Below are 24,388 nucleotides of genomic sequence, written 5' to 3'. Positions count from 1 at the left end.
CCCCCTCCCTGCCCCCGCCCCCGAAAGGCCCCACGTGAGCGACGCCGGCGAAGTCAGCCCCACCAGCGACGCCGACCTCGCCCGCCGGGCCGCCGAACTCGGCGCGCAGGTGGTGCGCAGCCGGGACTGGCGGGGCGTCGCACGGGAGGACAAGGGCGGCGGAGACTTCGCCACCGCCGTGGACGTGGAGGCGGAGCGGGCCGTCCTCGGCCTGCTCCGCGCCGCCCGCCCGGACGACGCGTTCACGGCGGAGGAGAGCGGCCGCACCGGCGCGCCCGACGCCGCCCGCCGCTGGCTGGTCGACCCGCTGTGCGGGACGCTCAACTTCGCGGTCGGCACCCACCTGGTCGGCGTCAACGTCGCCCTCCAGGAGCACGGCCGGACGACCGCCGCCGCCACCGCCGACCCGTACACCGGCGAGACGTACTGGACGGACGGCACCCGCGCCCGGCTGCGCCGCGACGGGGCGGACACCCCGCTGGAGCCGTCCCCGGCGTCCCGGCTGGTCGACCTCAACCTCGACCCGCCCTACCCGAACGCCCCCGCGCTGCGCGTCGCCCGCCTGCTCACCGACGCAGACTTCGAACGGGCCTTCCGCCCCCGGGTGGTGTCCAGCACCCTCGCGGTGGCCTGGGTCGCCGCCGGCCGCCGCGCCGGGTACGTGACGGACGGCCGGCTCGAGGGCAGCGTCCACTTCGCGGCGGGCATCGCGCTCTGCGAGGCCGCCGGCTGCACCGTCACCGACCTGCGCGGCGGGCCGGTCCACCGCGGCGACGGCGGCCTGATCGCCGCGGCCGACGAACGGACCCACGCCCTCCTGCTCGACCTGATCACCCGTCAGGAGACCACCGGCGTACGCCGGTAAGCCCGCCACGCGCCCTGGCGGCAACCCCCCGCCCCCGGCACGCTTGCACCGCGGCCGCACCCCGCGACCGCACCCCGCACCCGGATCCACCCACCGACCGGTCCCACGGACCGGTCCAGCGGATCCGCTCCGCGCCCGGGCCCGGGGGCCGCCACCGCCGAGCCGCCCGGAGGCCCGCATGGTGTTCCACAGCGACTACCCGCCCGTCGCCCCGCTCGACCTGCCGATCCACGCCGCCGTCCTGGACGGCTGCGCCGCGGGCGAGCACGCCGACCGCCCGGCCCTGGTGGACGGGCTGACCGGACGCAGCGTCAGCTACCGGGAGCTGGAGGCGGGCAGCCGCCGGGTCGCCGCGGGCCTGGCCGAGGCGGGAGTCGCCCGGGGCGACGTGGTGGCGCTGTTCAGCCCGAACTCGATCGCCTACCCGCTGGCGTTCTACGCCACCACCCGCACCGGCGCGACGGTGACCCCGGTCAGCGCGCTGGCCACCGCGGGGGAGCTGGCCGACCAGCTGCGCGACTCCGGGGCCCGCTGGATCATCACCGTCGCCGCGTTCCTGCCGGTGGCCCGGCAGGCCGCCGCCGAGCACCCGGTCGCCGGGATCTTCGTCTGCGACGAGGCCGAGGGCCACCGCTCGCTGGCCGACCTGGCGGCGAGCTCCGCCCCGGAGCCCGCCCCGCCGATCGACCCGGCCGCCGACCTGGCGGTGCTGCCGTACTCCAGCGGGACGACCGGCCTGCCCAAGGGCGTGATGCTCACCCACCGCTCGGTGTCCACCAACCTCGCCCAGACCGACGCGCTGTTCGGCCCGGGCCCCGGCGAACGCGTCCTGGCGGTGCTCCCCTTCTTCCACATCTACGGCCTGGCCGCGCTCCTCAACCGCCCGCTGCGGGCCCGCGCCACCGTGGTCGTGCTGCCCCGCTTCGACCTGGAGCAGTTCCTGACCGCCATCCAGCGCCACCGGATCGAGGCGGTGTACGTGGCCCCGCCGATCGTCCTCGCGCTGGCCAGGCACCCGCTGGTCGACCGCTTCGACCTGTCCTCGGTGCGCTACGTGCTGAGCGCCGCCGCCCCGCTGGACGCCGAGCTGGCCGCCGCCTGCGCCCGCCGCCTGGGCCTGCCGCACCTGCTGCAGGGCTACGGCATGACCGAGCTGTCCCCGGTCACCCACGTCGTCCCGCCCGGCGACCCGAACCCGCCGGCCGGCACCGTCGGCCGCCTGGTCCCCGGCACCGAACTGCGGATCCGCTCCCTGACGGCCCCGCACCACGACCTCGGCCCCGGCGAGGACGGCGAACTGCTGTTCCGCGGCCCGCAGGTGATGCGCGGCTACTTCGGCAGGGAGTCCGAGACCTCCGCGACCCTCGACCCGGACGGCTGGCTGCACACCGGCGACGTCGGCCACGTCGACGCCGACGGCTACCTGTTCGTGGTCGACCGGGTGAAGGAGCTGATCAAGTACAAGGGCTACCAGGTCGCCCCCGCCGAACTGGAGGCCGTGCTGCTCACCCACCCGAGCATCGCCGACGCCGCCGTGATCGGCGTCCCCGACGCCCACGGCGCCGAGCACCCCAAGGCGTACGTGGTGCCCGCGTTCGGCTGCGAACTGGCCGAGCAGGAGGTGATCGAGTACGTGGCCCGCCGGGTCGCCCCGTACAAGAAGGTGCGCGAGGTGGAGTTCCTGGACGCGGTGCCGAAGTCCGCCAGCGGCAAGGTGCTGCGCCGCGAACTGCGGGCCAGGGCCGCGCAGCAGGGCCGGATCCCGGCCGGCGGTGCATAGGATCGGCACCCGGAGCCCGCCCGCGCCGACCAGGAGCCGCCGATGACGACCAGCGCCCCCGCCGCCCGCACGCCCCGGCAGGACCGCAGCCGCGCCACCCGCAGACGGCTGCTGGAGGCGGCGGTGGAGTGCCTGGCCGAGGTCGGCTGGAACGGCTCCACGGTGCTGGTGGTCGCCGAGCGGGCCGGCGTCACCCGCGGCGCCGCCCAGCACCACTTCCGCACCCGCGAGGACCTGTTCACCGCCGCCGTCGAGCACGTCGCCGCCGAGCGGCTGGCCGCCGCCCTGGCGCACGTCGAACAGCTGCCGCCGCCCGGCCCGGCCCGCACCGAGGCGGTGGTGGAGATGATCGTGCACCTCTACACCGGCCCGCTGTTCCGCGCCGCCCTGCACCTGTGGGTGGCCGCCGCCACCGAGGAGCCGCTGCGCAGCCGGATCACCGGCCTGGAGAACCACATCGGCCGGGAGGCGCACCGGGCCGCCGTCGAGTGCCTGGGCGCGGACGAGTCCGCCCCGGGCGTCCGGGAGACCGTCCAGGCCACCCTCGACCTGGCCCGCGGCCTGGGCCTGGCCAACCTGCTCACCGACGACGGGCCGCGCCGGGCCGGCGTGGTCCGCCAGTGGTCCCGGCTGCTGGACGCCGCACTGGCGGGCTGAACCGGCCCACCGGCCCGCACCTGCGGCTCGGACCGGGCCCCGACCGGCAGTTGGGAGTCGCACCCTTGCCCGAACCGGTCCGGATCGAGCACACTCGCATCTTCGGTCCGACCGCCCGCACGACCACCAGTCGCCAGCGTGCGGCGGGCCGTGCAGTCTGGTGGAAGCCGGAACTACCGGCAGAACCGGGGAAGGTACCGGGCAGGTGGCCAACTGAGCACGCACGGGTTCGAACAGAAGCCCGGCCGCGACGCGGCGGGCGCCGCTTCCGCGCGCCTGGCCGGGCACCGCCTGGTCCCGCTGGCCACCGCGCTGGTCCAGGAGGACGGCCGGATCCTGCACTGGAGCCAGGAGGCCGAGGCGCTCACCGGCTGGAGCGCCGAGGAGGCGATCGGCGCCCACCCGGTCCGGCTGCTGCTGCCCGAGCAGGAGCGGGCCGCCGCCGAGAAGCTGTTCGACCGGCTGGTCGCCGGGCGCGGCTGGTCCGGCACCCACCCCGTGCGCCGCCGCGACGGCTCCACCGTCGAGCTGGAGTTCCACACCTACCCGGTGGCCGGCCCCGACGGCCGCCCGCTGCTGCTGGCCACCGCCTCCGACACCGACGCGCTGCACGAGGTCGAGTCCGACCTGGCCGTCCTGGACGGCTTCTTCGACCAGTCCCCGATCGGCCTCGCCGTCTACGACACCGACCTGCGCTTCGTCCGGCTGAACGAGGCGCTGGCCCGGATCAACGGCCTCAGCGCCGAGGAGCACCTCGGCCGCCGGATCTCCGCCGTGCTGCCCGGCATCAACGCCGCCGAGATCGAGAACGTGATGCGGCAGGTCATCGCCACCGGCAAACCGGTGGTCGACGCCCGCTCGTACGGGCGCGTCCCCGGCGACCCGCGCCGCGACCGGGCCTGGTCGGCGTCCTACTTCCGGCTGGAGGACTCCACCGGCAAGGTGCTCGGCGTCTCCTCCTCGATCATCGACGTCACCGAGCGCTTCCAGGCCGAGGCCCGCGCCTCCCGCGCCCAGGAGCGCCTCACCCTGCTCGCCGCGGCCGGCGCCCGGATCGGCACCACCCTCGACCTCAAGCGCACCGCCGAGGAGATGGTCGAGGCGATCGTCCCGAAGTTCGCCGACTTCGCCACCGTCGACCTGCTGGAGCCGGTGCTGCGCGGCGAGGAGCCCGCCCCGATCCAGCCCGAGCGGTCCATCCAGGTCCGCGCCGTCGCGGTCGGCGAGGCGTACGGCTCCGGGCTGACCACCGTCTCCGACACCGTCGGCGAGACCACCGAGTACGGCGCGCACCGGGTCTACACCCAGTGCCTGCGCAGCGGCCGCCCGCTGCTCAAGCCGCACGTGGACGAGGAGGTGCTGCGCGGCCTGGTCCCCGACCCGGACCGGGTCGCCTCCGGTGTCGCCGCCGGCATCCACTCGTACCTGCTGGTGCCGCTGATCGCCCGCGGCATGGTGCTCGGCGGCGCCGAGTTCGTCCGCACCCGCAACCCCGAGCCGTTCGGCGCCGCCGACGTCTCGCTCGCCGAGGAACTGGTCGCCCGCACCGCGCTGGCCATCGACAACGCCCGGCTCTACCGGCGCGAGCGGGAGACCGCCCTCACCCTGCAGCGCAGCCTGCTCCCGCAGGAGATCCACCGCACCCTCGGCCTGGAGATCGCCCACCGCTACCTGCCCTCCAGCGTGGTCAGCGAGGTCGGCGGCGACTGGTTCGACGTCGTCCCGCTGTCCTGCGGACGCGTCGCCCTGGTGGTCGGCGACGTGATGGGCCACGGCATCCGGGCCGCCGCCACCATGGGCCAACTGCGCACCGTCGCCCGCACCCTGGCCACCCTCGACCTGCCGCCCGAACAGGTCCTCGGCCGGCTCGACGAGACCGCCTCCGCGATCGGCGAGGGCCAGTTCGCCACCTGCGTGTGCGCCGTGTACGACCCCGTGGACCGCAGCGTGGTGGTCTGCTCGGCCGGCCACCTGCCGCCGGTCCGGGTCGACCCCGACGGCACCGCCCAGGTCATCGAGCTGCCGCCGGGCGTCCCGCTCGGCGTCGGCGGCGGCGGCTTCGAGTCGATCGAGTTCACCCTGCCGCCCGGCTCCACCTTCGCCCTCTACACCGACGGCCTGGTCGAGCGCCGCGGCCGCGACCTCGACGAGGGCATCGACCTGCTCGCCCGCACCCTCGCCACCCCCGGCCGCACCCTGGAGGAGAGCTGCGACGCCGCGCTCTCCGCCCTGGTCACCGACGGCACCGAGGACGACATCGCCATGATCATGGCCCGCGTCCTGCCCGTCCCCGCCGACCGGATCGCCACCCTGCTGCTGCCCAGCGAGGGCCCGCTGCCCGCCCGCGCCCGCCGCTTCACCCGCGCCACCCTGGAGACCTGGGGCCTGTCCGGGCTCACCGACTACGCCGAACTCGTGGTCAGCGAACTCGTCACCAACGCCCTGCTGCACGCCGACGCCCCGCGCCGGCTGCGGATCTTCCGCGACCGCACCCTCACCCTGGAGGTCTCCGACGCCGGCGGCCAGCCGCCCCGGCTGCGCAGCTCCGCGGAGGAGGACGAGGGCGGCCGCGGCATCCACCTGATCAGCGAGCTCGCGCACCGCTGGGGCAGCCGCCCCACCCGGCACGGCAAGGTGGTCTGGGCGGAGATCGAACTCCCGTACCGGGCGGGCTGACACCCGCCCGGGCGCCGACCGCTCGCCCGGACCGCGGAACTGACGGACAGTCGGAGGCAATCCCGCCACCGACCGAAAGGCCCCCCGTGCCCGTCCGCCTCCTCGCCGCCGCCGTCGGCCTGCTCGCCCTCACCACCGCCGCCCCGGCCACCGCCGCCGACGACCCCGCCGGCACCCCCGCCGCGACCACGATCTCGATCACCGGCGCCGTCATCGACCCGAAGGTCCCCAGCCGGGCCCGGGTCACCCTCGCCTACACCTGCGCGCCCACCGACCGGCCCCGCTCGCTGAACACCTCCGTCGAGCAGACCGACCCCGACGACCCCGCCACCATCGCCTTCGGCTCCACCCGCACCTCGCCGACCCTGGTGGTCTGCGACGGCACCCCGCAGACCCAGACCGTCACCGTCCAGTCCAAGACCAGCAACTGGCTGCCCGGCCCCGACGCCGTGGTGATCACCACCCTCACCGACCTCGGCGCCACCCCGCCCGCCGCCGCCGACGCCCGCAGCATCCCGCTCGACCTGCCGCCCGCTCCCTGACCCGGCGTCAGCCGACCGGCCCACCCCCGGCGCGCCGCCCGCCCGCCGCCGCCCCCTCCTCCGAGACTGGACGCCGGACGGAAGGGAACCCGGATGACCCAGCCCACGACAGCCGGCGCCGCCACCGAGGAAGTGCGCCGCTGGCGGGCTCTCGCGGTGTGCCTGGTCGCCGGCTTCATGACCCTGCTCGACGTGTCGATCGTCAACGTCGCCCTGCCGTCCGTGCGCAGCGGACTGCACATGTCCGAGGCCGGACTCCAATGGGTGCTCTCCGGCTACTCGCTGGCCTTCGGGCTCGTCCTGGTCCCCGCCGGGCGGCTCGGCGACGCGATCGGCCGCCGCCCGGTCTTCCTGGCCGGCCTGGCCCTGTTCACCGCCACCAGCGCGCTGGCCGGCGCCGCCCAGGGGGAGACCTGGCTGGTCGTCGCCCGGCTGCTGCAGGGCATGTCCGGCGGGCTGCTGGTCCCGCAGGTCTCCGGCTTCATCCAGCAGCTCTTCCGCGGCGCCGAACGGGCCCGCGCCTTCGGCCTGCTCGGCACCACCATCGGCTTCTCCACCGCCGTCGGCCCGCTGCTCGGCGGCCTGCTGATCGCCGCCTTCGGCACCGCCGAGGGCTGGCGCTGGGTCTTCTACGTCAACCTGCCGATCGGCCTCGCCGCCCTCCCGCTGGCCCGCCGCCTGCTGCCCGCCCCCACCCCCGACACCTGCGCCCGCCGCGACTTCGACCCGGTCGGCGTGCTGCTGCTCGGCACCGGCACCGTCCTGCTGCTGCTCCCGCTGGTCCAGTCCCAGTGGCACGGTGCCCGCAAGTGGCTGCTGCTGGCCGCCGCCGCCCTGGTGCTGGCCGCCTTCGCCCGCTGGGAGGGCCACTACGCCCGCCACCGCGAGCCCCTGGTGCACCCCGCGCTGTTCCGCACCCGCTCCTTCACCTACGGCGCGCTGGTCTCGCTGCTCTACTTCGCCGGGTTCACCGCGGTCTTCTTCGTCTTCACCCTCTACCTGCAGTCCGGCCGCCACTACACCGCCCTCCAGGCCGGCCTGGCCATCACCCCGTTCGCGCTCGCCTCGGCGGTCGCCTCCACCATCGGCGGCCGTCTGGTCACCCGCTACGGCCGCCGGCTGATCGCGGCCGGCCTGGCCACCGTCGCCGTCGGCCTCGCGCTCGCCGCCCTCACCGTGCACTTCTTCGACGGCCCCGGGATCGGCTGGGCCACCGCCCTGCCGCTCCTGCTGGCCGGCCTGGGCAGCGGCCTGGTGGTCTCCCCGAACCAGGCCCTCACCCTCAACGAAGTCCCCGTCGCCCGGGCCGGCTCGGCCGGCGGCGTCCTGCAGACCGCCCAGCGGATCGGCTCCGCCGCCGGCATCGCCACCGTCGGAGCCACCTTCTTCGGCCACCTCCGCACCCCCGCCGACTACCCCACGGCCTTCCAGCTCAGCCTCGCCGTCGTGCTCGCCTTCATCCTGCTCGCCCTCCTCGCCGCGGCCGAGCCCTTCACCGAGCGGCCCCGCGGGGAGTCCGGGGAACGGCGGGCCTGACCGGCGCGCAGCCGGCCGGGCCCGCCCGGCCTACCGCCCCGCCACGCCGAGGGCGGCCACCCGCAGCGCGCCGACCGGGTCGCCGACGGAGCTGGCGGCGCGCCAGCCGACGAAGCCGTCGGGGCGGACCAGCACCGCGCCGCCCGGCCGCAGGCCGTAGACGGCGGGCCAGCCGCTCGGCCCGGCCGGGCCCCGGCCGGCCGGGGCGTCGGGCACCGGCTCGGGGACGAGGTCGCCGCCCTCGCCGAGCAGCAGGCAGCGGATCGGCACCCCCGTCTCCTCGGCCACCGCCCGCGCCGCTGCCGGCCACTGCTCCCCGCCCGCCGCGGGCGCCAGCAGCACGGGCTCGCGCACGAACAGGTCGAGCGTGGAGAGCCGGGCGCCGTCCCGGTCGCGCAGCCACAGGTGCGGGGCCCGGGTGCCGACCTCGCCGGTCGCGGCGAAGCGCTCCGGGATCACCCCGGCGGTGGCGTCAGCCCCGACCAGCGCGCCCTCGGCGTACCGGTAGCCGAGCGCCACCGCCAGCACGTTGGTGCGCGGCCCGCCCGCCGGCGCCGCGTCGAAACCGGGGTGCTGGTGCTCGACCGACCGCGCCGCGGCCCGGGCCGCGGTCTGCACGGCCACCGGCCGCCGCTCCGCCTCGTACGACTCCAGCAGGCGCGGGCCGCCCCAGCCGCCGAGCACCGCGGCCAGCTTCCAGGCCAGGTTGTGCGCGTCCTGGATGCCGGTGTTGGAGCCGAACGCCCCGGTCGGCGGCATCTCGTGGGCGGAGTCGCCGCACAGGAAGACCCGCCCGGTGCGGTACCGGTCGGCGACCCGCTCGGCGGCGTGCCAGGGCGCCCGGCCGGTGATCTCCACGTCCAGGTCGGGCACCCCGGCCGCGGCCCGGATGTGCGCCACGCACCGGTCGTCGGTGAAGTCCTCGACGGCCTCGCCGCGCTCGGGGTGCCAGGGCAGGTGGAAGACCCACTGCTCGCGGTTGTCGACCGGCAGCAGCGCGCCCGCGCCGTCCGGGGCGGTCAGGTAGCAGGCGATGAAGAGCCGGTCGCCGACCACCTCGGCCAGCCGCTTGGCCCGGAAGGTCACCGAGACGTTGTGGAACAGGTCGCCGCGCCCGGACTGCCCGATGCCCAGCCGCTCCCGGACGGGGCTGCGCGGCCCGTCCGCCGCGAGCAGGTAATCGGCCCGCACCTCCCGCTCCTCGCCGGTGGCCCGGTCCCGCAGCCGGGCCGTCACCCCGTCGGCGTCCTGGGCGAAGGAGAGCAGCTCGGTGTTGAACCGCACGTCGCCGCGTTCGGCGGCGTGCCGCAGCAGCACCGGCTCCAGGTCGTTCTGGCTGCACAGGCACCACGAGGACGGGCTGAACCTGGCCAGCCCCCCGCCGGGGTCGATCTCCCGGAACAGCCACTCCTGCTCCCCGCCGGAGAGCGTCTCGGCCTGCAGGATGCCGTGGTTGTCGGCCAGCACGGACGCCGCGTCCCGGACGTCCTGCTCGACGCCGGCGCCCCGGAACAGCTCCATGGTGCGGAGGTTGTTCCCGCGGCCGCGCGGGTGCCGGGAGGTCTCGGCGTGCCGCTCCACCAGCAGGTGCGGCACGCCGAGCCGGCCGAGGAAGAGCGAGGCCGACAGCCCGACCAGCGAACCCCCCGCGATCAGGACCGGCACCCGGTCCGCCATCTGTGTGTTCATCAGCTCTGCTCCATCCGTGCGGGGCGCGGGACGCGCCAGACCCGACATCCATCCCCCGCCGCGGGCGGCCACGCAGGGTACGTCGCCCGGATGGCCGCGAAGTCTCGCGCCGCCCCCGCCCCGCCGTGACGATCGAGGGCGAACCGCCGCCCGCTCCGCCGGCCGGCCCGGCCGCCCGAGGCCCGCCCACGAACCCGGCGAAGGGCCCTTCGTAGCCGAACCGCGAACACGCCGCGGACCAACCGCGAACCGACGACAGGAACCGCCGACATGACCCTGCTCTCCGCACCCGAGGAGACCACCACCGCGGGCCGGCCCACCCCGGGCCGGCTCCGCGTCGTCCTGATGCTGGACGTCCACGACGGCGCCCAGGACCGCTTCCTGGAGGCGTACGAACTGCTGCGCTACCAGGTCTCGGCCGTCCCCGGCCACGTCAGCGACCAGCTCTGCCAGTCCATCGACGACCCGTCCCGCTGGCTGATCACCAGCGAGTGGGAGAGCGCCGAGCCCTTCCTGGCCTGGGTCGACAGCCCCGCCCACCGCGAGATGGTCAAGCCGATGCACGGCTGCGTCAGCGACACCCGCTCGCTGCGCTACAGCGTGCTGCGCGAGACCCACGGCACCACCGCCACCGACACCACCGTCCCGCCGCTGCGCCCCGGCGAGCACCACCCCGGCGTCCCCGGCGTGCCGCGCCCCGGCCCGGACGGCGTGGTCCGGCACGCGCTCAGCTTCACCGTCAAGCCCGGCGCCGAGGCCAAGGCCGCCGAACTGCTGGCCGGCTACCGCTCCCCGCAGGCCCGGGTCGACGACACCACCCGCCTGCTGCGTACCTCGCTGTTCATGCACGGCAACCGGGTCGTGCGCTGCGTCGAGGTGGCCGGCGACCTGCCCGCCGCGCTGCGGCACGTCGCCCGGCAGCCCGGGGTGCGGGCCGTCGAGGAGGCGCTCAACCCCTACCTGGAGGAGGACCGCGACCTGGACGACCCGCTCTCCGCCCGCGACTTCTTCCAGCGCGCCGCCCTGCCCGCCGTCCACCACCACGCCGCCCTCCGGAGCGGCCCGGTGCAGCGGCACGCCTACCTGTACCCCGTCCGCCCCGGCGCCGGCGCGGCCCTCGCCGAACTGCTGGCCGAGGAGGACGAGCACGCCGCCGCCGACCCCGGCGGCCCGCTGGTGCGCGCCACCGTCTACCGGCACGACGACCTGGTGGTCCGGCTGGTCGACCTGCTCACCGACCCCGCCGACGACCCGGCCGCCGCCCTCGGCCTGGCCGGCCCGCGCGCCGCCGCCGTCCTCGGCAAGCTCGCCGAACCCGCCGAGCGCACCCCCGACGGCCTGCGCCGCCTGCTCGCCGAGTGCGCGATGGCCCTCGTCACCGACCGCAGCTCGGCCGAGGACTGACCGGCCGCTCCAGCCCCCCGCACGCCCGCCACGAGAGGAACCCACCGTGACCACCGAGATGCCACGCATCGTCCACGTCGACGACGCGCCCCCCAACCGCAAGCGCGGCGGCGACCTGCGGGCCATGCTCACCCCGCCGGCGGTCGGCGCCACCAGCGGATTCATGGGCGTGGCGATCGTCGAACCGGGGGAGCGGATCGGCGAGCACTACCACCCGTACTCCGAGGAGTTCGTGTTCGTGATCTCCGGCGAGCTGGAGGTCGACCTCGACGGCGCCACCCGGCAGCTGCGACCCGACCAGGGGCTGATGATCCCGATCGGGATGCGGCACCGCTTCCGCAACGTCGGCGCCACCCAGGCCCGGATGGTCTTCCACCTCGGCCCGCTCGCCCCGCGCCCCGAACTCGGGCACGTCGACACCGAGGAGAGCGCCACCGAGGCGGGACCGCCGGAACCGGCCGGGGCGGCCTCGTGACCCGCCGGGTCGCGGTGACCGGGATCGGCGTGGTCGCCCCCGGCGGCATCGGCGTCCCCCGGTTCTGGTCACTGCTCACCGAGGGCCGCACCGCCACCCGCGGCATCACCCTGTTCGACCCGGAGGGCTTCCGCTCCCGGATCGCCGCCGAGTGCGACTTCGACCCCGCCGCCCACGGCCTCACCCCCGAGCAGACCGCCCGCAACGACCGGTACGTGCAGTTCGCGCTGGTCGCCGCCGCCGAGGCGGTCGCCGACGCCGGGCTCGACCGGGCGCGCGAGGACCCCTGGCGGGTCGGCGTCTCGCTCGGCACCGCCGTCGGCGGCACCACCCGGCTGGAGCGCGACTACGTGCTGGTCAGCGGCCGCGGCGAACACTGGGACGTCGACCACGCCCCCGCCGCGCCGCACCTGGAGCGGGCCTTCTCCCCGTCCACCCTGGCCTCCGCCGTCGCCGAGCAGATCGGCGCCCACGGCCCCGTGCAGACCGTCTCCACCGGCTGCACCTCCGGCCTGGACGCCGTCGGCTACGCCGCCCTCGCCATCGAGGAGGGCCGCGCCGACGTGATCGTCGCCGGAGCCTGCGACTCGCCGATCTCCCCGATCACCGTCGCCTGCTTCGACGCCATCAAGGCCACCTCGGCCCGCAACGAGGACCCGGAGCACGCCTCCCGGCCCTTCGACGCGGGCCGCGACGGCTTCGTGCTCGGCGAGGGCGGCGCCGTCCTGGTGCTGGAGGAGTGGGAGCACGCCGAGCGGCGCGGCGCCCGGATCTACGCCGAACTCGGCGGCTTCGCCACCTTCGGCAACGCCTACCACATGACCGGCCTCACCCAGGAGGGCCTGGAGATGTCCCGGGCCATCGACCGGGCCCTGGCCCACGCCGGACTCCCCGGCGAGGCCGTCGACTACGTCAACGCGCACGGCTCCGGCACCAAGCAGAACGACCGGCACGAGACCGCCGCCGTCAAGCGCTCGCTCGGCGAGCACGCCCGGCGCGTCCCGATGAGCTCCATCAAGTCGATGGTCGGGCACTCGCTCGGCGCGATCGGCGCCATCGAACTCGTCGCCTGCACCCTCGCCCTGCACCACGGCGTCGTCCCGCCCACCGCCAACTACACCGAGCCCGACCCCGAGTGCGACCTCGACTACGTCCCCCGCACCGCCCGCGAACTGCCGCTGCGCCACGTGCTGTCGGTCGGCAGCGGCTTCGGCGGCTTCCAGTCCGCGGTGGTGCTGAGCAGGGTGGAGGCGGCCGCATGAACCAACGCTGCGCGGTGATCACCGGAGTCGGCGTGGTCGCGCCCAACGGCATCGGCGCCGACGACTACTGGAAGGCCCTGCGCGAGGGCCGCTCGGCGCTCGCCCCGATCGACCGGGAGGGCTGCGAGAACCTGCCGCTCAAGGTCGCCGGCCTGGTCCGCGGCTTCGACGCCGAGGAGTACGTCGAACCGCGCTACCTCGTCCAGACCGACCGGTTCACCCACTTCGCCATGGCCGCGGCCGAACTCGCCATGGCCGACGCCGACCTGGCCGACCACCCCGACGACCCGTTCGCCGTCGCCGTGGTCACCGCGGCCGGCTCCGGCGGCGGCGAGTTCGGCCAGCGCGAACTCCAGCACCTGTGGGCCGAGGGGCCGCACCACGTCGGCCCCTACCAGTCGATCGCCTGGTTCTACGCCGCCTCCACCGGCCAGATCTCCATCCGCGGCGGCTTCAAGGGCCCCTGCGGCGTGGTCGCCTCCGACGAGGCCGGCGGCCTCGACGCCCTCGCGCACGCCGCCCGGGCCGTCGCCCGCGGCACCGACGCCGTACTGGCCGGCGCCGCCGAAGCACCCGTCGCCCCCTACTCGATGGTCTGCCAGCTCGGCTACCCCGGACTGTCCACCACCGAGGACCCCGAACGCGCCTACCGCCCCTTCGGCAGCGACGCGGCCGGGTTCGTCCCCGCCGAGGGCGGCGCCATGTTCGTCGTCGAGGACGAGCACACCGCCCGCCTGCGCGGCGCCCGCCCCCGGGCCCGGATCGCCGGCCACACCGCGACCTTCACCGGCGCCGCCCGCTGGAGCGAGAGCCGCGAAGGACTCGCCCACGCGATCCGCGGCGCCCTCGCCGAAGCGCACTGCGCCCCCGACGAGGTCGACGTGGTCTTCGCCGACGCCCTCGGCGTCCCCGAGGCCGACCGCGCCGAGGCGCTCGCCCTCGCCGACGCCCTCGGCGACCACGCCGGACGCGTCCCCGTCACCGCCCCCAAGGCCGGCCTCGGCCGCGCCCACTGCGGCGCCCCCGCCCTGGACACCGCCGCCGCCGTGCTCGCCCTCGAACACGGCCTCGTCCCGCCCACCCCGCACACCGCGGACTGCCCGCACGGCCTCGACCTGGTCACCGGCTACCCGCGGGCCGCCGAACTGCGCACCGCCCTGGTGCTCAGCCGCGGCCTGATGGGCTCCAACGCCGCCCTGGTGCTGCGCCGCCCCTGACCCCCCGAAGGAGCACGACATGGCCTCCGAGATCACCTACGAGGAACTCGCCACCCTGATCAAGACCCGGGCCGGCGTCGCCGTCACCGTCGACGAACTCGCCGACCCCGGCTGCATGTTCCTCGACCTCGGCGTCGACTCGCTCGGCGTGCTCGGCGTCCTCGCCGACGTGGAGAACCGCTACGGCGTCTCCATCGACTCCTCCGACCTGCTCGGCCGCCCCGTCGCCGAGTTCCTGCAGACCGTCAACTCCACCGTGAAGGCTGGTGCCTGAGATGCCCGGACACACCGACAACACGATCGTCATCAACGCGCCCCTCGACCTGGTCTGGGACGTCACCAACGACCTGGAGAACTGGCCCCAGCTGTTCAGCGAGTACGCCTCCGTCGAGGTCCTCGACCGGCAGGGCGAGCTGGTCCGCTTCCGGCTCACCATGCACCCCGACGAGAACGGCCAGGTCTGGAGCTGGGTCTCCGAGCGCGAGGCCGACCGCGACAAGCTCGCCGTCCGGGCCCGCCGGGTCGAACCCGGCCCGTTCGAGTTCATGGAGATCCGCTGGGAGTACGAGGAGCACCCGCAGGGCACCAGCATGCGCTGGATCCAGGACTTCGCGATGAAGCCCACCGCCCCCGTCGACGACCTCGGCATGACCGACCGGATCAACCAGAACTCCAAGGTCCAGATGGAGCTGATCCGCGCCAAGGTCGAGCACCGCGCCGGAGCGGTCGGATGAACGGCGTGCACCGCGCCCTGATCGTCGCCCGGATGAAGCCCGGCACCGCCGACCACATCGCCGGCGTCTTCGCCGACTCCGACCGCGGCGCCCTGCCCGGCCTGATCGGCGTCAGCGGCCGCAGCCTGTTCCAGTTCGGCGACGTCTACCTGCACCTCATCGAGTCCGAGCGCCCCGCCGGACCCGAGGTCGCCAAGTACGCCGCGCACCCCGAGTTCCGCGACGTCAGCGAACGCCTCGCCGTCTACGTCGACGCCTACGACCCGGCGACCTGGCGCAGCCCCAAGGACGCCATGGCGCACGAGTTCTACCGCTGGGACCGCTGAACCCCGTACGCACCGCGTACGCAGCAGGGAAGGGAGAGCCGCCGTGGCCGAGCGGACCGAACCGGCGGACTGGGTGCGCTGCGCAGGCTGCGGCGCCCTGGTCTACGGCAAACGCTGGACGCGCGCCCTGCACGTGTGCCCCGACTGCGGGCACCACGGGCGGCTCACCGCCCCCGAGCGGCTCGACCAACTGCTCGACCCGGGCACCGCCGAGAGCATCGGACCGGTGCCCGCCCTGCACGACCCGCTCGGCTTCGTCGACAGCCGGCCCTACGCCGAACGCCTGGAGCGGGCCCGCGCCGACACCGGCCTGCCCGAGGCCGTGCTGTGCGCCGCCGGCACGGTCGAGGGCCAGCCCTGCGTCGTCGCCGTGATGGACTTCCGCTTCCTCGGCGGCAGCCTCGGCTGCGCCGTCGGCGCCCTGATCACCCACGCCGCCCGCACCAGCCTGGAACGGCGCGTCCCGCTGGTGCTGGTCACCGCCAGCGGCGGCGCCCGGATGCAGGAGGGCGTGCTGTCGCTGATGCAGATGGCCAAGACCGCCCAGGCGATGGCCGAACTCGACGAGGCCGGCGTCCTCACCGTCTCGATCGTCACCGACCCCACCTACGGCGGCGTCGCCGCCTCCTTCGCCACCCTCGCCGACGTGATCCTCGCCGAACCCGGCGCCCGGATGGGCTTCGCCGGGCCGCGCGTCATCGAACAGACCACCGGCGGGAAACTCCCCGAGGGCTTCCAGACCGCCGAGTTCCTGCTCGCCCACGGCATGGTCGACGACGTCGTCCCCCGGGTCGGCCTGCGCCCCGTCCTCGGCCGGCTGCTCGGCCTGCGCGCCGTCACCGGCCCGCTGCCGCCCGGCGACGGCGCCGCCATCCTGCGCGCCGCCGACGACCTGGTCGGCCGCGACCCCTGGCGCAGCGTCCGGCTCGCCCGGCACCCCGAACGGCCCACCACCCTCGACTACGTCCGCCGCCTGGTCGACGACTTCCAGGAACTGCACGGCGACCGGCTCGCCGAGGACTGCCCCGCCATCGTGGCCGGCACCGGGCGCCTCGCCGGCACCCCCGTCGTCCTGATCGGCCACCACAAGGGCGGCCCCGACCTGGGCGAGCGCCGCCGCCGCAACTTCGGCATGGCCCAGCCCTCCGGCTACCGCAAGGCCGCCCGGCTGATGCGGCTGGCCGCCAAACTGGGCATCCCCGTCGTCACCCTGATCGACACCCCCGGCGCCAACCCCGGCCCCGAGGCCGAGACCGGCGGACAGGCCGCCGCCATCGCCGAGAACCTCCGGCTGATGGCCCGGCTGCCCGTCCCGATCGTCGCCGTGCTGATCGGCGAGGGCGGCAGCGGCGGCGCGCTCGCCCTGGCCGTCGCCGACCGGGTGCTGGTCTGCGCCAACGGCACCTACTCGGTGATCAGCCCCGAGGGCTGCGCCGCCATCCTGTGGAAGGACCCGCAGGCCGCCCCCGCGGCCGCCGCCTCGCTCCGGCTGCACCCCGGCGACCTGCTCAGCCTCGGCGTCGTCGACGGCATCGTCCCCGAACCGCCCGCCGGCGCCCACCAGGACCACGCCGCCGCCGCCGACCTGCTGGAGGCCGCCGTCACCGCGGCCCTGCACGAACTGATCCCCTGGGACCCGGACCGGCTGCGCGCCGACCGCCGGGCCCGCTTCCACCGCTACGGCACCGACACCGGCACCGGCGCGGCCGCGGCAGATTGGAGCCAGCCATGACCGTCGAGGTGAAGCACGAGGCCCAGCGCGGCCGGATCACCCTGATCGGCGACGGCGCCGTCGCGGACCCGGTCGCCGACCTCACCGCGCTGTGCCGCAGCGTCGCCGAACTCGCCCGCACCACCACCCGCCCGCCCAGCCGGATCCGGCTCGAACACCTGGGCACCGCCGTCGAGGTCGAATGGCCGGTCGGGGAGCAGCAGGTCGTCGCGGCCGCTCCCCCCGCGGCGGACGAACCGCCCGACGAGGGCACCGCCCGGCACGTGCGCGCGCCGATGGTCGGCACCTTCTACCGCTCGCCCGAGCCCGGCGCGCCGCCGTTCGTCAGCGTCGGCGACACCGTGGCGGTCGGCCAGCCGATCGGCATCCTCGAGGTGATGAAGATGATGAGCCCCGTCGAGGCCGACACCGCCGGGCGGGTGGTGGAGATCCTGGCCGAGGACGGCACGCCCGTCGAGTTCCAGCAGCGGCTGATCGCCGTCGAACCGGCCTGAGGGGGCGGCGTGTTCTCCACCGTGCTGATCGCCAACCGCGGCGAGATCGCCCTGCGGATCGCCCGCACCTGCCGGGAGATGGGCATCCGCACCGTCGCCGTGCACTCCACCGCCGACCGCGACTCGGCGGTGGTCCGCTTCGCCGACCGCGCCGTCCACCTCGGACCGCCCACCGCCCGGCTCAGCTACCTGCACATCCCCTCCATCGTCGAGGCCGCCAAGCTCACCGGCGCCCAGGCCGTCCACCCCGGCTACGGCTTCCTCTCCGAGGACCCCGACTTCGCCGAGATCTGCGAGGCCAACGGCCTGACCTTCATCGGCCCGCCGCCGCGCGTCATGGAGCAGCTCGGCGACAAGGCCGTCGCCCGCCGCCTGATGGGCGAGGCCGGACTGCCCGTGCTGCCCGGCTCGGTCGGCGCCGTCCGCAGCCCCGCCGAGGCCCGCGCCACCGCCGCCCGGGTCGGCTACCCCGTCATCCTCAAGGCGGTGGCCGGCGGCGGCGGACGCGGCATGGCCGTGGTCCGCGACGACGCCGACATGGCCGGCGCCTACCAGGAGACCCGGGCCCACGCCCGCGCCGTCTTCGGCGACGAACGGCTCTACCTGGAACGCTACGTGGACGGCGCCCGGCACATCGAGGTCCAGGTGCTCTGCGACAGCCACGGCAACGCCGTCCACCTCGCCGAACGCGACTGCTCCGTGCAGCGCCGCCACCAGAAGCTGATCGAGGAGTCCCCGGCGCCCAACCTGCCCGACCCGCTGCGCCGCGAGATCTGCGCCGCCGCCGTCCGCGGCGCGCTCGCCGTCGGCTACGTCGGCGCCGCCACCTTCGAGTTCGTGCTCGCCCCCGACGCCTCCTTCCACCTGATGGAGGTCAACTGCCGGCTCCAGGTCGAACACCCCGTCACCGAGATGGTCACCGGCATCGACCTGGTCCGCGAACAACTCACCATCGCCGCCGGCGAACCGCTCACCCTGCGCCAGGACGCCGTCCGGCCGCGCGGCGCCGCCGTCGAGGCCCGGGTCAACGCCGAGGACCCCGACCGCGGCTTCCTGCCCACCCCCGGGCTGCTCACCGAGTTCGTCCCGCCCGGCGGCCCGTTCGTCCGGGTCGACACCCACGCCTACCCGGGCTGGCTGATCGGCCCCGACTACGACTCGCTGCTGGCCAAGACCGTCGCCTGGGCGCCCGACCGCGAACAGGCGATCGCCCGGCTCGACCGGGCCCTCGGCGAGTTCCGGATCGACGGCCCCACCGTCCGCACCACCACCGGCTACCTGCGCCGCACCCTCGCCGACCCGCGCTTCCGGGCCGGCCGGCACACCACCGGACTGGTCGCCGAGATGGCCGCCGAGGAGGCCGCCGCGCACTGACCGGGACGTGACGGAAGGGGCCGCCCGGAACCCTCCGGGCGGCCCCTTCCGTCACGTCCCGCTACGGCACGGTGCAGGAGAAGGCGTGCAGGTACGGGTTGACCGGGGCGACCGCGTCCAGCCGCAGGCCGGACTCGGCGATCAGCGCGGTCAGGCTGCCCAGGGTGTGCTTGGCGCCGCCGACGTTCAGCAGGAGCAGCAGGTCCATCGCGGTGGTGAACCGCATCGAGGGGGAGTCGTCCACCAGGTTCTCCACGATCACCACCCGGGCGCCCGGCCGGGCCACCTGGCGCAGGTTGCGCAGCGTCCGGCGGGTGGAGTCGTCGTCCCACTCCAGGATGTTCTTCACCAGGTACAGGTCCGCCTGCACCGGCACGGCGGTGCGGCAGTCCCCGGGCACCAGCCGGACCCGGTCGGCCAGCGAACCGCCCGGCAGCAGCCGCGGGTCCGCGTGCTCGACCACCTTCGGCAGGTCCAGCAGCGTGCCGTGCAGGCCGGGGTGGCGCTCCATCAGCTCGGCCAGCACCTGGCCCTGGCCGCCGCCGATGTCGGCCACCGAGGCGACGCCCGCCAGGTCGAGGAACCCCGCCAGGTCCTGCGCGGACTGCCGGCTGGACTGGGTCATCGCCCGGTTGAACAGCGCGGCGGACTCCGGCGCGTCGTCGTGCAGGTACTGGAAGAACTCCTTGCCGAAGGCGTCGCCGAACACGCTGCGCCCGGTGCGCACCGCGTCGTCCAGCCGGGACCAGGACTGCCAGGTCCACGGTTCGGTGCACCACAGGGCGATGTCGCGCAGGCTGCCCGGCTCGTCGGCGCGCAGCAGGCGCGACAGCGGGGTGTGCCGGTAGCGGCCGTCGGGGTCCTCGGCGAACACCTCGTAGCAGGCCAGCGCGCGCAGCAGCCGCCGCAGCGGGCCGGGCTCGACGTCCAGCCGCCCGGCCAACTCCTCGGCGGTGGCGGGCTCCTGCTCCAGCGCGTCCGGCAGCCGCAGGCTCGCGGCGGCGCGGACCGCGCCCGCGCAGGCGGCGCCGAACACCAGCTCGCGCAGCAGCATCGCGGGCGGGACGGCCGGGGCCTGGGGTGCGGTCGGGTTCGGCGGGGCGGTGGTGGGGGCGGAGGTCACGGGCATGGCCTTTCTTCGGAGGACGAGCGGAGGGGCGAGTGGGGATCAGCAGTGGCCGGCGGGCTCGGAGGCGCCGCAGACGTTGCCGGTGAAGGTGTTGCCGGTGCCGCGCGGATCCCGGTCGGCGAGGTCGGCGGGCCGGTTGTCGCGCAGCGCGTTCCCGGTGACGGTGGCCCGGGCGTTGGGCGCGCCGACCACGCTCGGGTACAGCACGATGCCGCCCGACATCGGGGACGCGCCGGTGTGGTCGCTGACCTGGTTGCCGGAGACCGTGACGTCCTCGGTGCCGGTCAGCAGGATGCCGGTGCCCTGGATGAAGTCGAGCCGCGGATTGGGCGGGCAGTACCGGTTGTTCGCCCGCACCACGTTGTCCCGCACGGTCAGCGCCCCCGCCCGCGGCACCCCGTCGTCACCGACCACGAACACGCCGCCGCAGTTCCCGGACGCCAGGTTGGCCGCCACCGTCAGCCCGCGCACCCGGCGCAGCTGCAGGCCGATCCGGTTGCCGGTCAGCCGGTTCTCGGACACCTCGGTGCCGAGTGTCTCCAGCGCACCGCCCTTGCGGTCGTACCAGTTGGCGACGAAGATCCCCGCCTGGCCGTTGTCCCGGGCCTCGTTGTCGGTCAGCGCGGTACGGGTCGACATTTCGACACTGATGCCCTGCAGGCCGTTGTCGTGCGCCGCCACCCCACGCACCGTCAGCCGGTCGGTGACGGCCGCGCCCACGCCGTTGCGCGGGAAGCCCGCGACCGTCAGCGCTTCCACCACCACCCCCGACACCGTGTGCACCGGCACGCCCTGCGGGTCCGAACTGCCCGTCACGCACACGCCGTTGCCGGCCCGCGCGCAGGCGCCGCGGTCGGCCGGATCGGGCACCAGGACGGTGGCGACGCCCTGGCCGCGCAGGGTCACGCGGTCGGTGGAGAGGGTCACGCTGCCCGGGTAGCGGCCCGCGGCGAGCTCCACCACGTCGCCGGGGGCGGCCGCGTCCAGGGCGGCCTGGACGGAGGCACCGGGCGCGACCCGGTGCACGGTCGGGCCGGTGGGGGCCGCCGCGGCCGGGGCGGCGGCCAGCCCGGCGGGCACCGTGGCGGCGCAGGACAGCAGAACGGCAGCGGCCCGGATCAGCGGGCGCGCCGGAGAGAGGAGAGCAGTCATCGAAGAGCAGCCGGCTTCCAGACGTCGCGGTCACGGACGGCATGCGGGCCGGTCCGCCGCCTCGAAGCTAAGGTCGCGCCCCGGGCCCGGCCAGCCGGGTTGGCGCGCACGGGTTGCCCGCACCCGCCGACCGGGTGGCGGTGGCCGGGAAGGGGGAGGCGGGTACCACCCGTACACCCGATCGGGGGGCTCTGCGGCCGGGCAGCGGGCCCGTACCGGCGGCCCGAACCACTATGGATCCATGGACACGCAGAATGGACGAATCGCCGAGCCGACCGAACTCCTGGCCGCCGAACTGCGCCCCGCCGGCGCCGGCCGCACCGACCTCCGCACCGACTTCCACGCCGGTCTCCGTACCGATCTCGGGTTCGCGGAACCCGTCGCCGGCGTCGGGGCCGCCCTCGAGAGCAGTCTTGAGGCCGACCTCGAGAACGGTCTCGAGAGCGGTCTCGAGACCGCGGCCGGGCCGGACGGCGGCGAGGACCCGGCCTGGGACTACGAGGACGTCATCCTCCGCTCCGTCAACTGACCCGGTGGCCCATCGACCCGGTACCGGGACGACGGACCGGCCGAACGCCGGTGTGCCTGCCGCTCGACCGGTCGAGCGGCAGGCACACCGGCGTTCGGCGCCCGGTCAGTAGCGGTAGGCCTTGACCACCACCGGGAGCAGGTTGGTGTCCTTGCCCAGCTTGCTGAACGCCACCGGGTTGGCCGTCGCGCCCGCCGCCAGGTGCTCCACGCCGATCACCTGGCTGTCCACGCTCTTGCCGGTGTTGTCGGTGAAGTCGACCTGGATCGCGTAGGACCGGGTCTCGGTGGTGCTGTTGGTGACCGTGATGATCGCCGCGGTCAGGTCGCCGGAGGTCGAGTTCGGCACACCGGTCAGCGTCACGTCCGTCATCGCGTTGCCCGCGTCCGGGACGGCCGCCAGCACCTCCGCGGCCTTCGCCCGGGTGGCTGCCAACTGGGCGTTGGCGGACGCCTCGAAGGAGGCGGCGCGCTCGGAGGCGCTGGCCTCCGCGGCCGACACCGAGGCCAGCGCCGACTCGTGCGCGGACGCGAAGGCGGACGGCGGCTCGCCCGAGAAGTTCGCCGTCTCCGGCGACGCCCCGACCGTGAACGTCGACATCGCCGCCTGCACCGGGTTCTCGCCCGAGGTGCCGCCGCAGGCCGCGATCACCGCGATCCCGGCGGCCGCGCCGGCCACCGCCAGCGACACCCGCAGCCCGCGCCGCACCGGGCGCCGCCGCACCGGGTGCCGCCGCGGCGGCCCCACCGGCCCCTGCCGGACCAGCCCCCGGCCCGAACCGTTCCGCTCCGCGTCTCGCATCCCGATGCACCCTCTCGTTCAGAACCGCGCCGGGCCCGTGCGCGCCGCGGTCGTTTTCAGAACCGCGCCGGGCCCGTGCGCGCCGCGGTCGTTCCGGCAGGCCCACGGCCCGCGTCCGGACATGCGGAACCGGACGTCCGCCTCCGCCCTACGCCCCCATCGTCGGAGCCCGGCGGCCCCCGGGGCCAGCGGCGCTGCGCCATTGGGAGGAGTCCGACGGCACGTCAGATCGGCGGTGCGGGCGGCGAGATACGTATGGCGGGCCGCGGCGGGTGCGCGGCGGTGCCGGTGCGGGCGCCGGGACGGGACAGGACGGGAGGCGGCGGGTGGCGGCGGTGGGGGAGCGGATCGTACGGCGGTGGCCGAGCTGGGGCGCGACGGCCGGGGCGCTGCTGTGCTACGGGCTGTCCTTCACCCCCTCGCTGCTGCCCCGGCCCTGGTACCTGCAGGCCGCCGCCGGGGCGATCACCGCCGCGTTCGGCTACAGCATCGGGGCGTTCTCCGGGTACGTGGCCCGGGTGTGCGGCCTGGAGTTCGGGGAGCGGGTGCGGCGGGCCGGCTGGTGGGTGCTGGCCGTGGCCGGCGGCGGCGCGGTGGTGGCCGTCACCGCGTGGAGCGTGCGCTGGCAGGGCGACCTGCGGCGGGCCGTCGGCATGGACCCGCGGATCGGCTGGTGGCAGTGGGCCCTGGTGCTGCCGGTCGCCCTGCTGCTCGGCACGCTGCTGGTGCTGTGCGCCCGGACGGTCCGGCTCGGCACCCGCTGGCTGCGGCGGATCCTCGGCCGCGCCGTCCCGAACCGGGCGGCCGCCGCCGGGGCCGCCGCCCTCGCCACCGTCCTGGTGGTCGGCTTCGTCGAGGGCTTCCTGCTGCGCGGGCTGCTCGACCTGGCCGAACGCGGCGCCGCGCTGGCCGACCGCACCACCTCGCCCGGCATCGAACAGCCGCTGTCGCCCACCCTGTCCGGCAGCCCCGAGTCGTACGAGAGCTGGGCCGGCCTCGGCGCGAAGGGCCGCGACTTCGTCGGCCGCGCCCCCACCGCCGCGCAGATCTCCGGCTTCACCGGGCACCCGGCCCTGGACCCGGTCCGGGCGTACGTCGGACTGCGGTCGGTGGACGGGACGGGCTTCGCCGAGGGCGCCCGGACCGCCGCCGGACTGGCCGAGCGGGCCCGGCGCGCGGTCGCCGAACTCGACCGCGCCGGGGGCTTCCGGCGCAAGGTGCTGGTGGTGCTGGGCACCACCGGTAGCGGCTGGGTCAACGAGCGGATCGCCAGACCGGTGGAGTACCTGTACGACGGCGACAGCGCCGAGGTCGCCTTCCAGTACTCGTACCTGCCGAGCTGGATCTCCTTCCTCACCGAGGGCGAGGCGACCGACGCCGGGAAGGCCCTGTACGACGCGGTGCACGCGCACTGGTCGCAACTGCCCGCCGACTCCCGGCCCCGGCTGATGGTGGCCGGCGAGAGCCTCGGCTCGTACGCCACCGAGCGGGCCTTCCCCGGCGGCGTCGAGCAGTTGACCGGGCAGACCGGGGGAGCGCTGCTGGTCGGGCCCACCCCCGACAACCCGCTGCGGGAGACGGTCACCGACCGGCGGCAGCCCGGCAGCCCCGTCTGGCGGCCGGTCTACCGGGACGGGCAGCACGTGCGGTTCGCCCAGCGGCCCTCCGACTTCGCGGTGCCGGCCGGCGCCGCCTGGGAACAGCCGCGGGTGATCTACCTGCAGAACGGCAGCGACCCGGTGGTGTGGTGGGAACCCGCGCTGGTCTGGCGCAGACCCGAGTGGCTGAACGGGCAGCGGGCCCACGACGTCTCCCCGACCATGCGGTGGTACCCGCTAGTGACGTTCTGGCAGGTCACCTGCGACCTGGCCGCCTCCGAGGCGGTGCCCGAGGGGCACGGGCACCGCTACGGGCTGATGCCCGCCGAGGCGTGGGCGCGGATCGCGCCGCCCGAGGGGTGGACCCAGCAGGACACCGACCGGCTGGTGGCGTACCTGGCGGACCACCCCTGACG

General features: G+C 75.6%; 22 protein-coding genes. 18 read left to right on the top strand and 4 right to left on the bottom strand.

The window, feature by feature from the left end:
• Nucleotides 1–34 precede the first annotated feature (34 nt).
• The 6 genes from IH44_RS0121155 to IH44_RS0121130 all read left to right on the top strand — a co-directional run bounded on the left by IH44_RS0121155 (nt 35) and on the right by IH44_RS0121130 (nt 8,056).
• Nucleotides 35–865: an inositol monophosphatase family protein gene (locus IH44_RS0121155; RefSeq protein WP_030461224.1), complete on the top strand. Its 831-nt coding sequence runs from the start codon at nt 35–37 to the stop codon at nt 863–865.
• A 178-nt stretch (nt 866–1,043) separates the two neighbouring features.
• The gene (locus IH44_RS0121150; protein WP_198545019.1) at nt 1,044–2,645 is read left to right on the top strand and encodes a 4-coumarate--CoA ligase family protein; all 1,602 of its coding nucleotides are present in this window, start codon (nt 1,044–1,046) and stop codon (nt 2,643–2,645) included.
• Nucleotides 2,646–2,687: 42 nt separating this feature from the next.
• Nucleotides 2,688–3,302: a TetR/AcrR family transcriptional regulator gene (locus IH44_RS0121145; RefSeq protein ID WP_030461222.1), complete on the top strand. Its 615-nt coding sequence runs from the start codon at nt 2,688–2,690 to the stop codon at nt 3,300–3,302.
• Between the two features lie 150 nt (nt 3,303–3,452).
• Complete coding sequence (locus IH44_RS0121140; RefSeq protein WP_030461221.1) at nt 3,453–5,978, top strand: SpoIIE family protein phosphatase; 2,526 nt, start codon at nt 3,453–3,455, stop codon at nt 5,976–5,978.
• Nucleotides 5,979–6,064: 86 nt separating this feature from the next.
• A complete protein-coding gene (locus IH44_RS0121135) occupies nt 6,065–6,520 on the top strand; it encodes a hypothetical protein (protein ID WP_030461220.1) in 456 nt (151 codons plus the stop codon).
• Nucleotides 6,521–6,613: 93 nt separating this feature from the next.
• On the top strand, nt 6,614–8,056 hold the full coding sequence (locus IH44_RS0121130; protein WP_051817134.1) for an MFS transporter: 1,443 nt from the start codon (nt 6,614–6,616) through the stop codon (nt 8,054–8,056).
• A gap of 30 nt (nt 8,057–8,086) precedes the next feature.
• Here IH44_RS0121130 and IH44_RS0121125 read toward each other — a convergent pair whose 3' ends face one another.
• A complete protein-coding gene (locus tag IH44_RS0121125) occupies nt 8,087–9,745 on the bottom strand; it encodes an FAD-dependent monooxygenase (RefSeq protein WP_030461218.1) in 1,659 nt (552 codons plus the stop codon).
• A gap of 270 nt (nt 9,746–10,015) precedes the next feature.
• Here IH44_RS0121125 and IH44_RS0121120 point away from each other — a divergent pair, with 270 nt between their 5' ends.
• The 10 genes from IH44_RS0121120 to IH44_RS0121075 are packed head-to-tail and all read left to right on the top strand — an operon-like array spanning nt 10,016 to nt 18,763.
• Complete coding sequence (locus IH44_RS0121120) at nt 10,016–11,149, top strand: SchA/CurD-like domain-containing protein (protein WP_030461217.1); 1,134 nt, start codon at nt 10,016–10,018, stop codon at nt 11,147–11,149.
• A gap of 46 nt (nt 11,150–11,195) precedes the next feature.
• Entirely contained in the window at nt 11,196–11,624 is a 429-nt protein-coding gene (locus IH44_RS0121115) for a cupin domain-containing protein (protein ID WP_030461216.1), read from the top strand.
• Nucleotides 11,621–12,886, top strand: a complete 1,266-nt coding sequence (locus IH44_RS0121110; protein ID WP_030461215.1) for a beta-ketoacyl synthase — start codon at nt 11,621–11,623, stop codon at nt 12,884–12,886. Before IH44_RS0121115 ends, IH44_RS0121110 begins: the two co-directional genes overlap by 4 nt.
• Nucleotides 12,883–14,103, top strand: coding sequence for a beta-ketoacyl synthase N-terminal-like domain-containing protein (locus IH44_RS0121105; RefSeq protein ID WP_030461214.1), 1,221 nt, complete (start codon nt 12,883–12,885; stop codon nt 14,101–14,103). Before IH44_RS0121110 ends, IH44_RS0121105 begins: the two co-directional genes overlap by 4 nt.
• 19 nt (nt 14,104–14,122) lie before the next feature.
• Nucleotides 14,123–14,377: an acyl carrier protein gene (locus tag IH44_RS0121100; RefSeq protein WP_030461213.1), complete on the top strand. Its 255-nt coding sequence runs from the start codon at nt 14,123–14,125 to the stop codon at nt 14,375–14,377.
• Nucleotide 14,378: 1 nt separating this feature from the next.
• Entirely contained in the window at nt 14,379–14,837 is a 459-nt protein-coding gene (locus tag IH44_RS0121095) for an SRPBCC family protein (RefSeq protein ID WP_030461212.1), read from the top strand.
• 5 nt (nt 14,838–14,842) lie between these two features.
• Nucleotides 14,843–15,163 carry a TcmI family type II polyketide cyclase gene (locus IH44_RS0121090; protein ID WP_030461211.1) on the top strand — a complete coding sequence of 107 codons (321 nt, stop codon included), beginning with the start codon at nt 14,843–14,845 and terminating at the stop codon, nt 15,161–15,163.
• A 43-nt stretch (nt 15,164–15,206) separates the two neighbouring features.
• Complete coding sequence (locus IH44_RS0121085; protein ID WP_030461210.1) at nt 15,207–16,895, top strand: acetyl-CoA carboxylase carboxyl transferase subunit; 1,689 nt, start codon at nt 15,207–15,209, stop codon at nt 16,893–16,895.
• The gene (gene accB / locus IH44_RS0121080) at nt 16,892–17,389 is read left to right on the top strand and encodes an acetyl-CoA carboxylase biotin carboxyl carrier protein (protein ID WP_030461209.1); all 498 of its coding nucleotides are present in this window, start codon (nt 16,892–16,894) and stop codon (nt 17,387–17,389) included. The genes IH44_RS0121085 and accB overlap by 4 nt, the downstream gene beginning before the upstream one ends.
• A gap of 9 nt (nt 17,390–17,398) precedes the next feature.
• Entirely contained in the window at nt 17,399–18,763 is a 1,365-nt protein-coding gene (locus tag IH44_RS0121075; protein ID WP_030461208.1) for an acetyl/propionyl/methylcrotonyl-CoA carboxylase subunit alpha, read from the top strand.
• A 61-nt stretch (nt 18,764–18,824) separates the two neighbouring features.
• Here the strand turns inward: IH44_RS0121075 and IH44_RS0121070 are convergent, their stop codons facing one another.
• Together IH44_RS0121070 and IH44_RS0121065 are read right to left on the bottom strand one after the other, a co-directional pair.
• Entirely contained in the window at nt 18,825–19,892 is a 1,068-nt protein-coding gene (locus IH44_RS0121070) for a methyltransferase (protein ID WP_030461207.1), read from the bottom strand.
• A gap of 39 nt (nt 19,893–19,931) precedes the next feature.
• Entirely contained in the window at nt 19,932–21,044 is a 1,113-nt protein-coding gene (locus IH44_RS0121065; protein ID WP_051817133.1) for a nitrous oxide reductase family maturation protein NosD, read from the bottom strand.
• Between the two features lie 241 nt (nt 21,045–21,285).
• Between IH44_RS0121065 and IH44_RS45515 the strand changes: the two genes are divergently transcribed.
• The gene (locus tag IH44_RS45515) at nt 21,286–21,573 is read left to right on the top strand and encodes a hypothetical protein (protein ID WP_030461205.1); all 288 of its coding nucleotides are present in this window, start codon (nt 21,286–21,288) and stop codon (nt 21,571–21,573) included.
• Nucleotides 21,574–21,678: 105 nt separating this feature from the next.
• Here the strand turns inward: IH44_RS45515 and IH44_RS46600 are convergent, their stop codons facing one another.
• Nucleotides 21,679–22,374: a hypothetical protein gene (locus tag IH44_RS46600; protein ID WP_051817132.1), complete on the bottom strand. Its 696-nt coding sequence runs from the start codon at nt 22,372–22,374 to the stop codon at nt 21,679–21,681.
• 326 nt (nt 22,375–22,700) lie between these two features.
• Between IH44_RS46600 and IH44_RS0121050 the strand changes: the two genes are divergently transcribed.
• A complete protein-coding gene (locus IH44_RS0121050; RefSeq protein WP_051817131.1) occupies nt 22,701–24,386 on the top strand; it encodes an alpha/beta-hydrolase family protein in 1,686 nt (561 codons plus the stop codon).
• The last annotated feature ends 2 nt before the right edge of the window (nt 24,387–24,388 follow it).

It is taken from the genome of Kitasatospora sp. NRRL B-11411 (assembly GCF_000721345.1).
GTDB lineage: Bacteria > Actinomycetota > Actinomycetes > Streptomycetales > Streptomycetaceae > Kitasatospora > Kitasatospora cineracea.
This window is presented reverse-complemented; position numbering and strand designations above follow the sequence as displayed.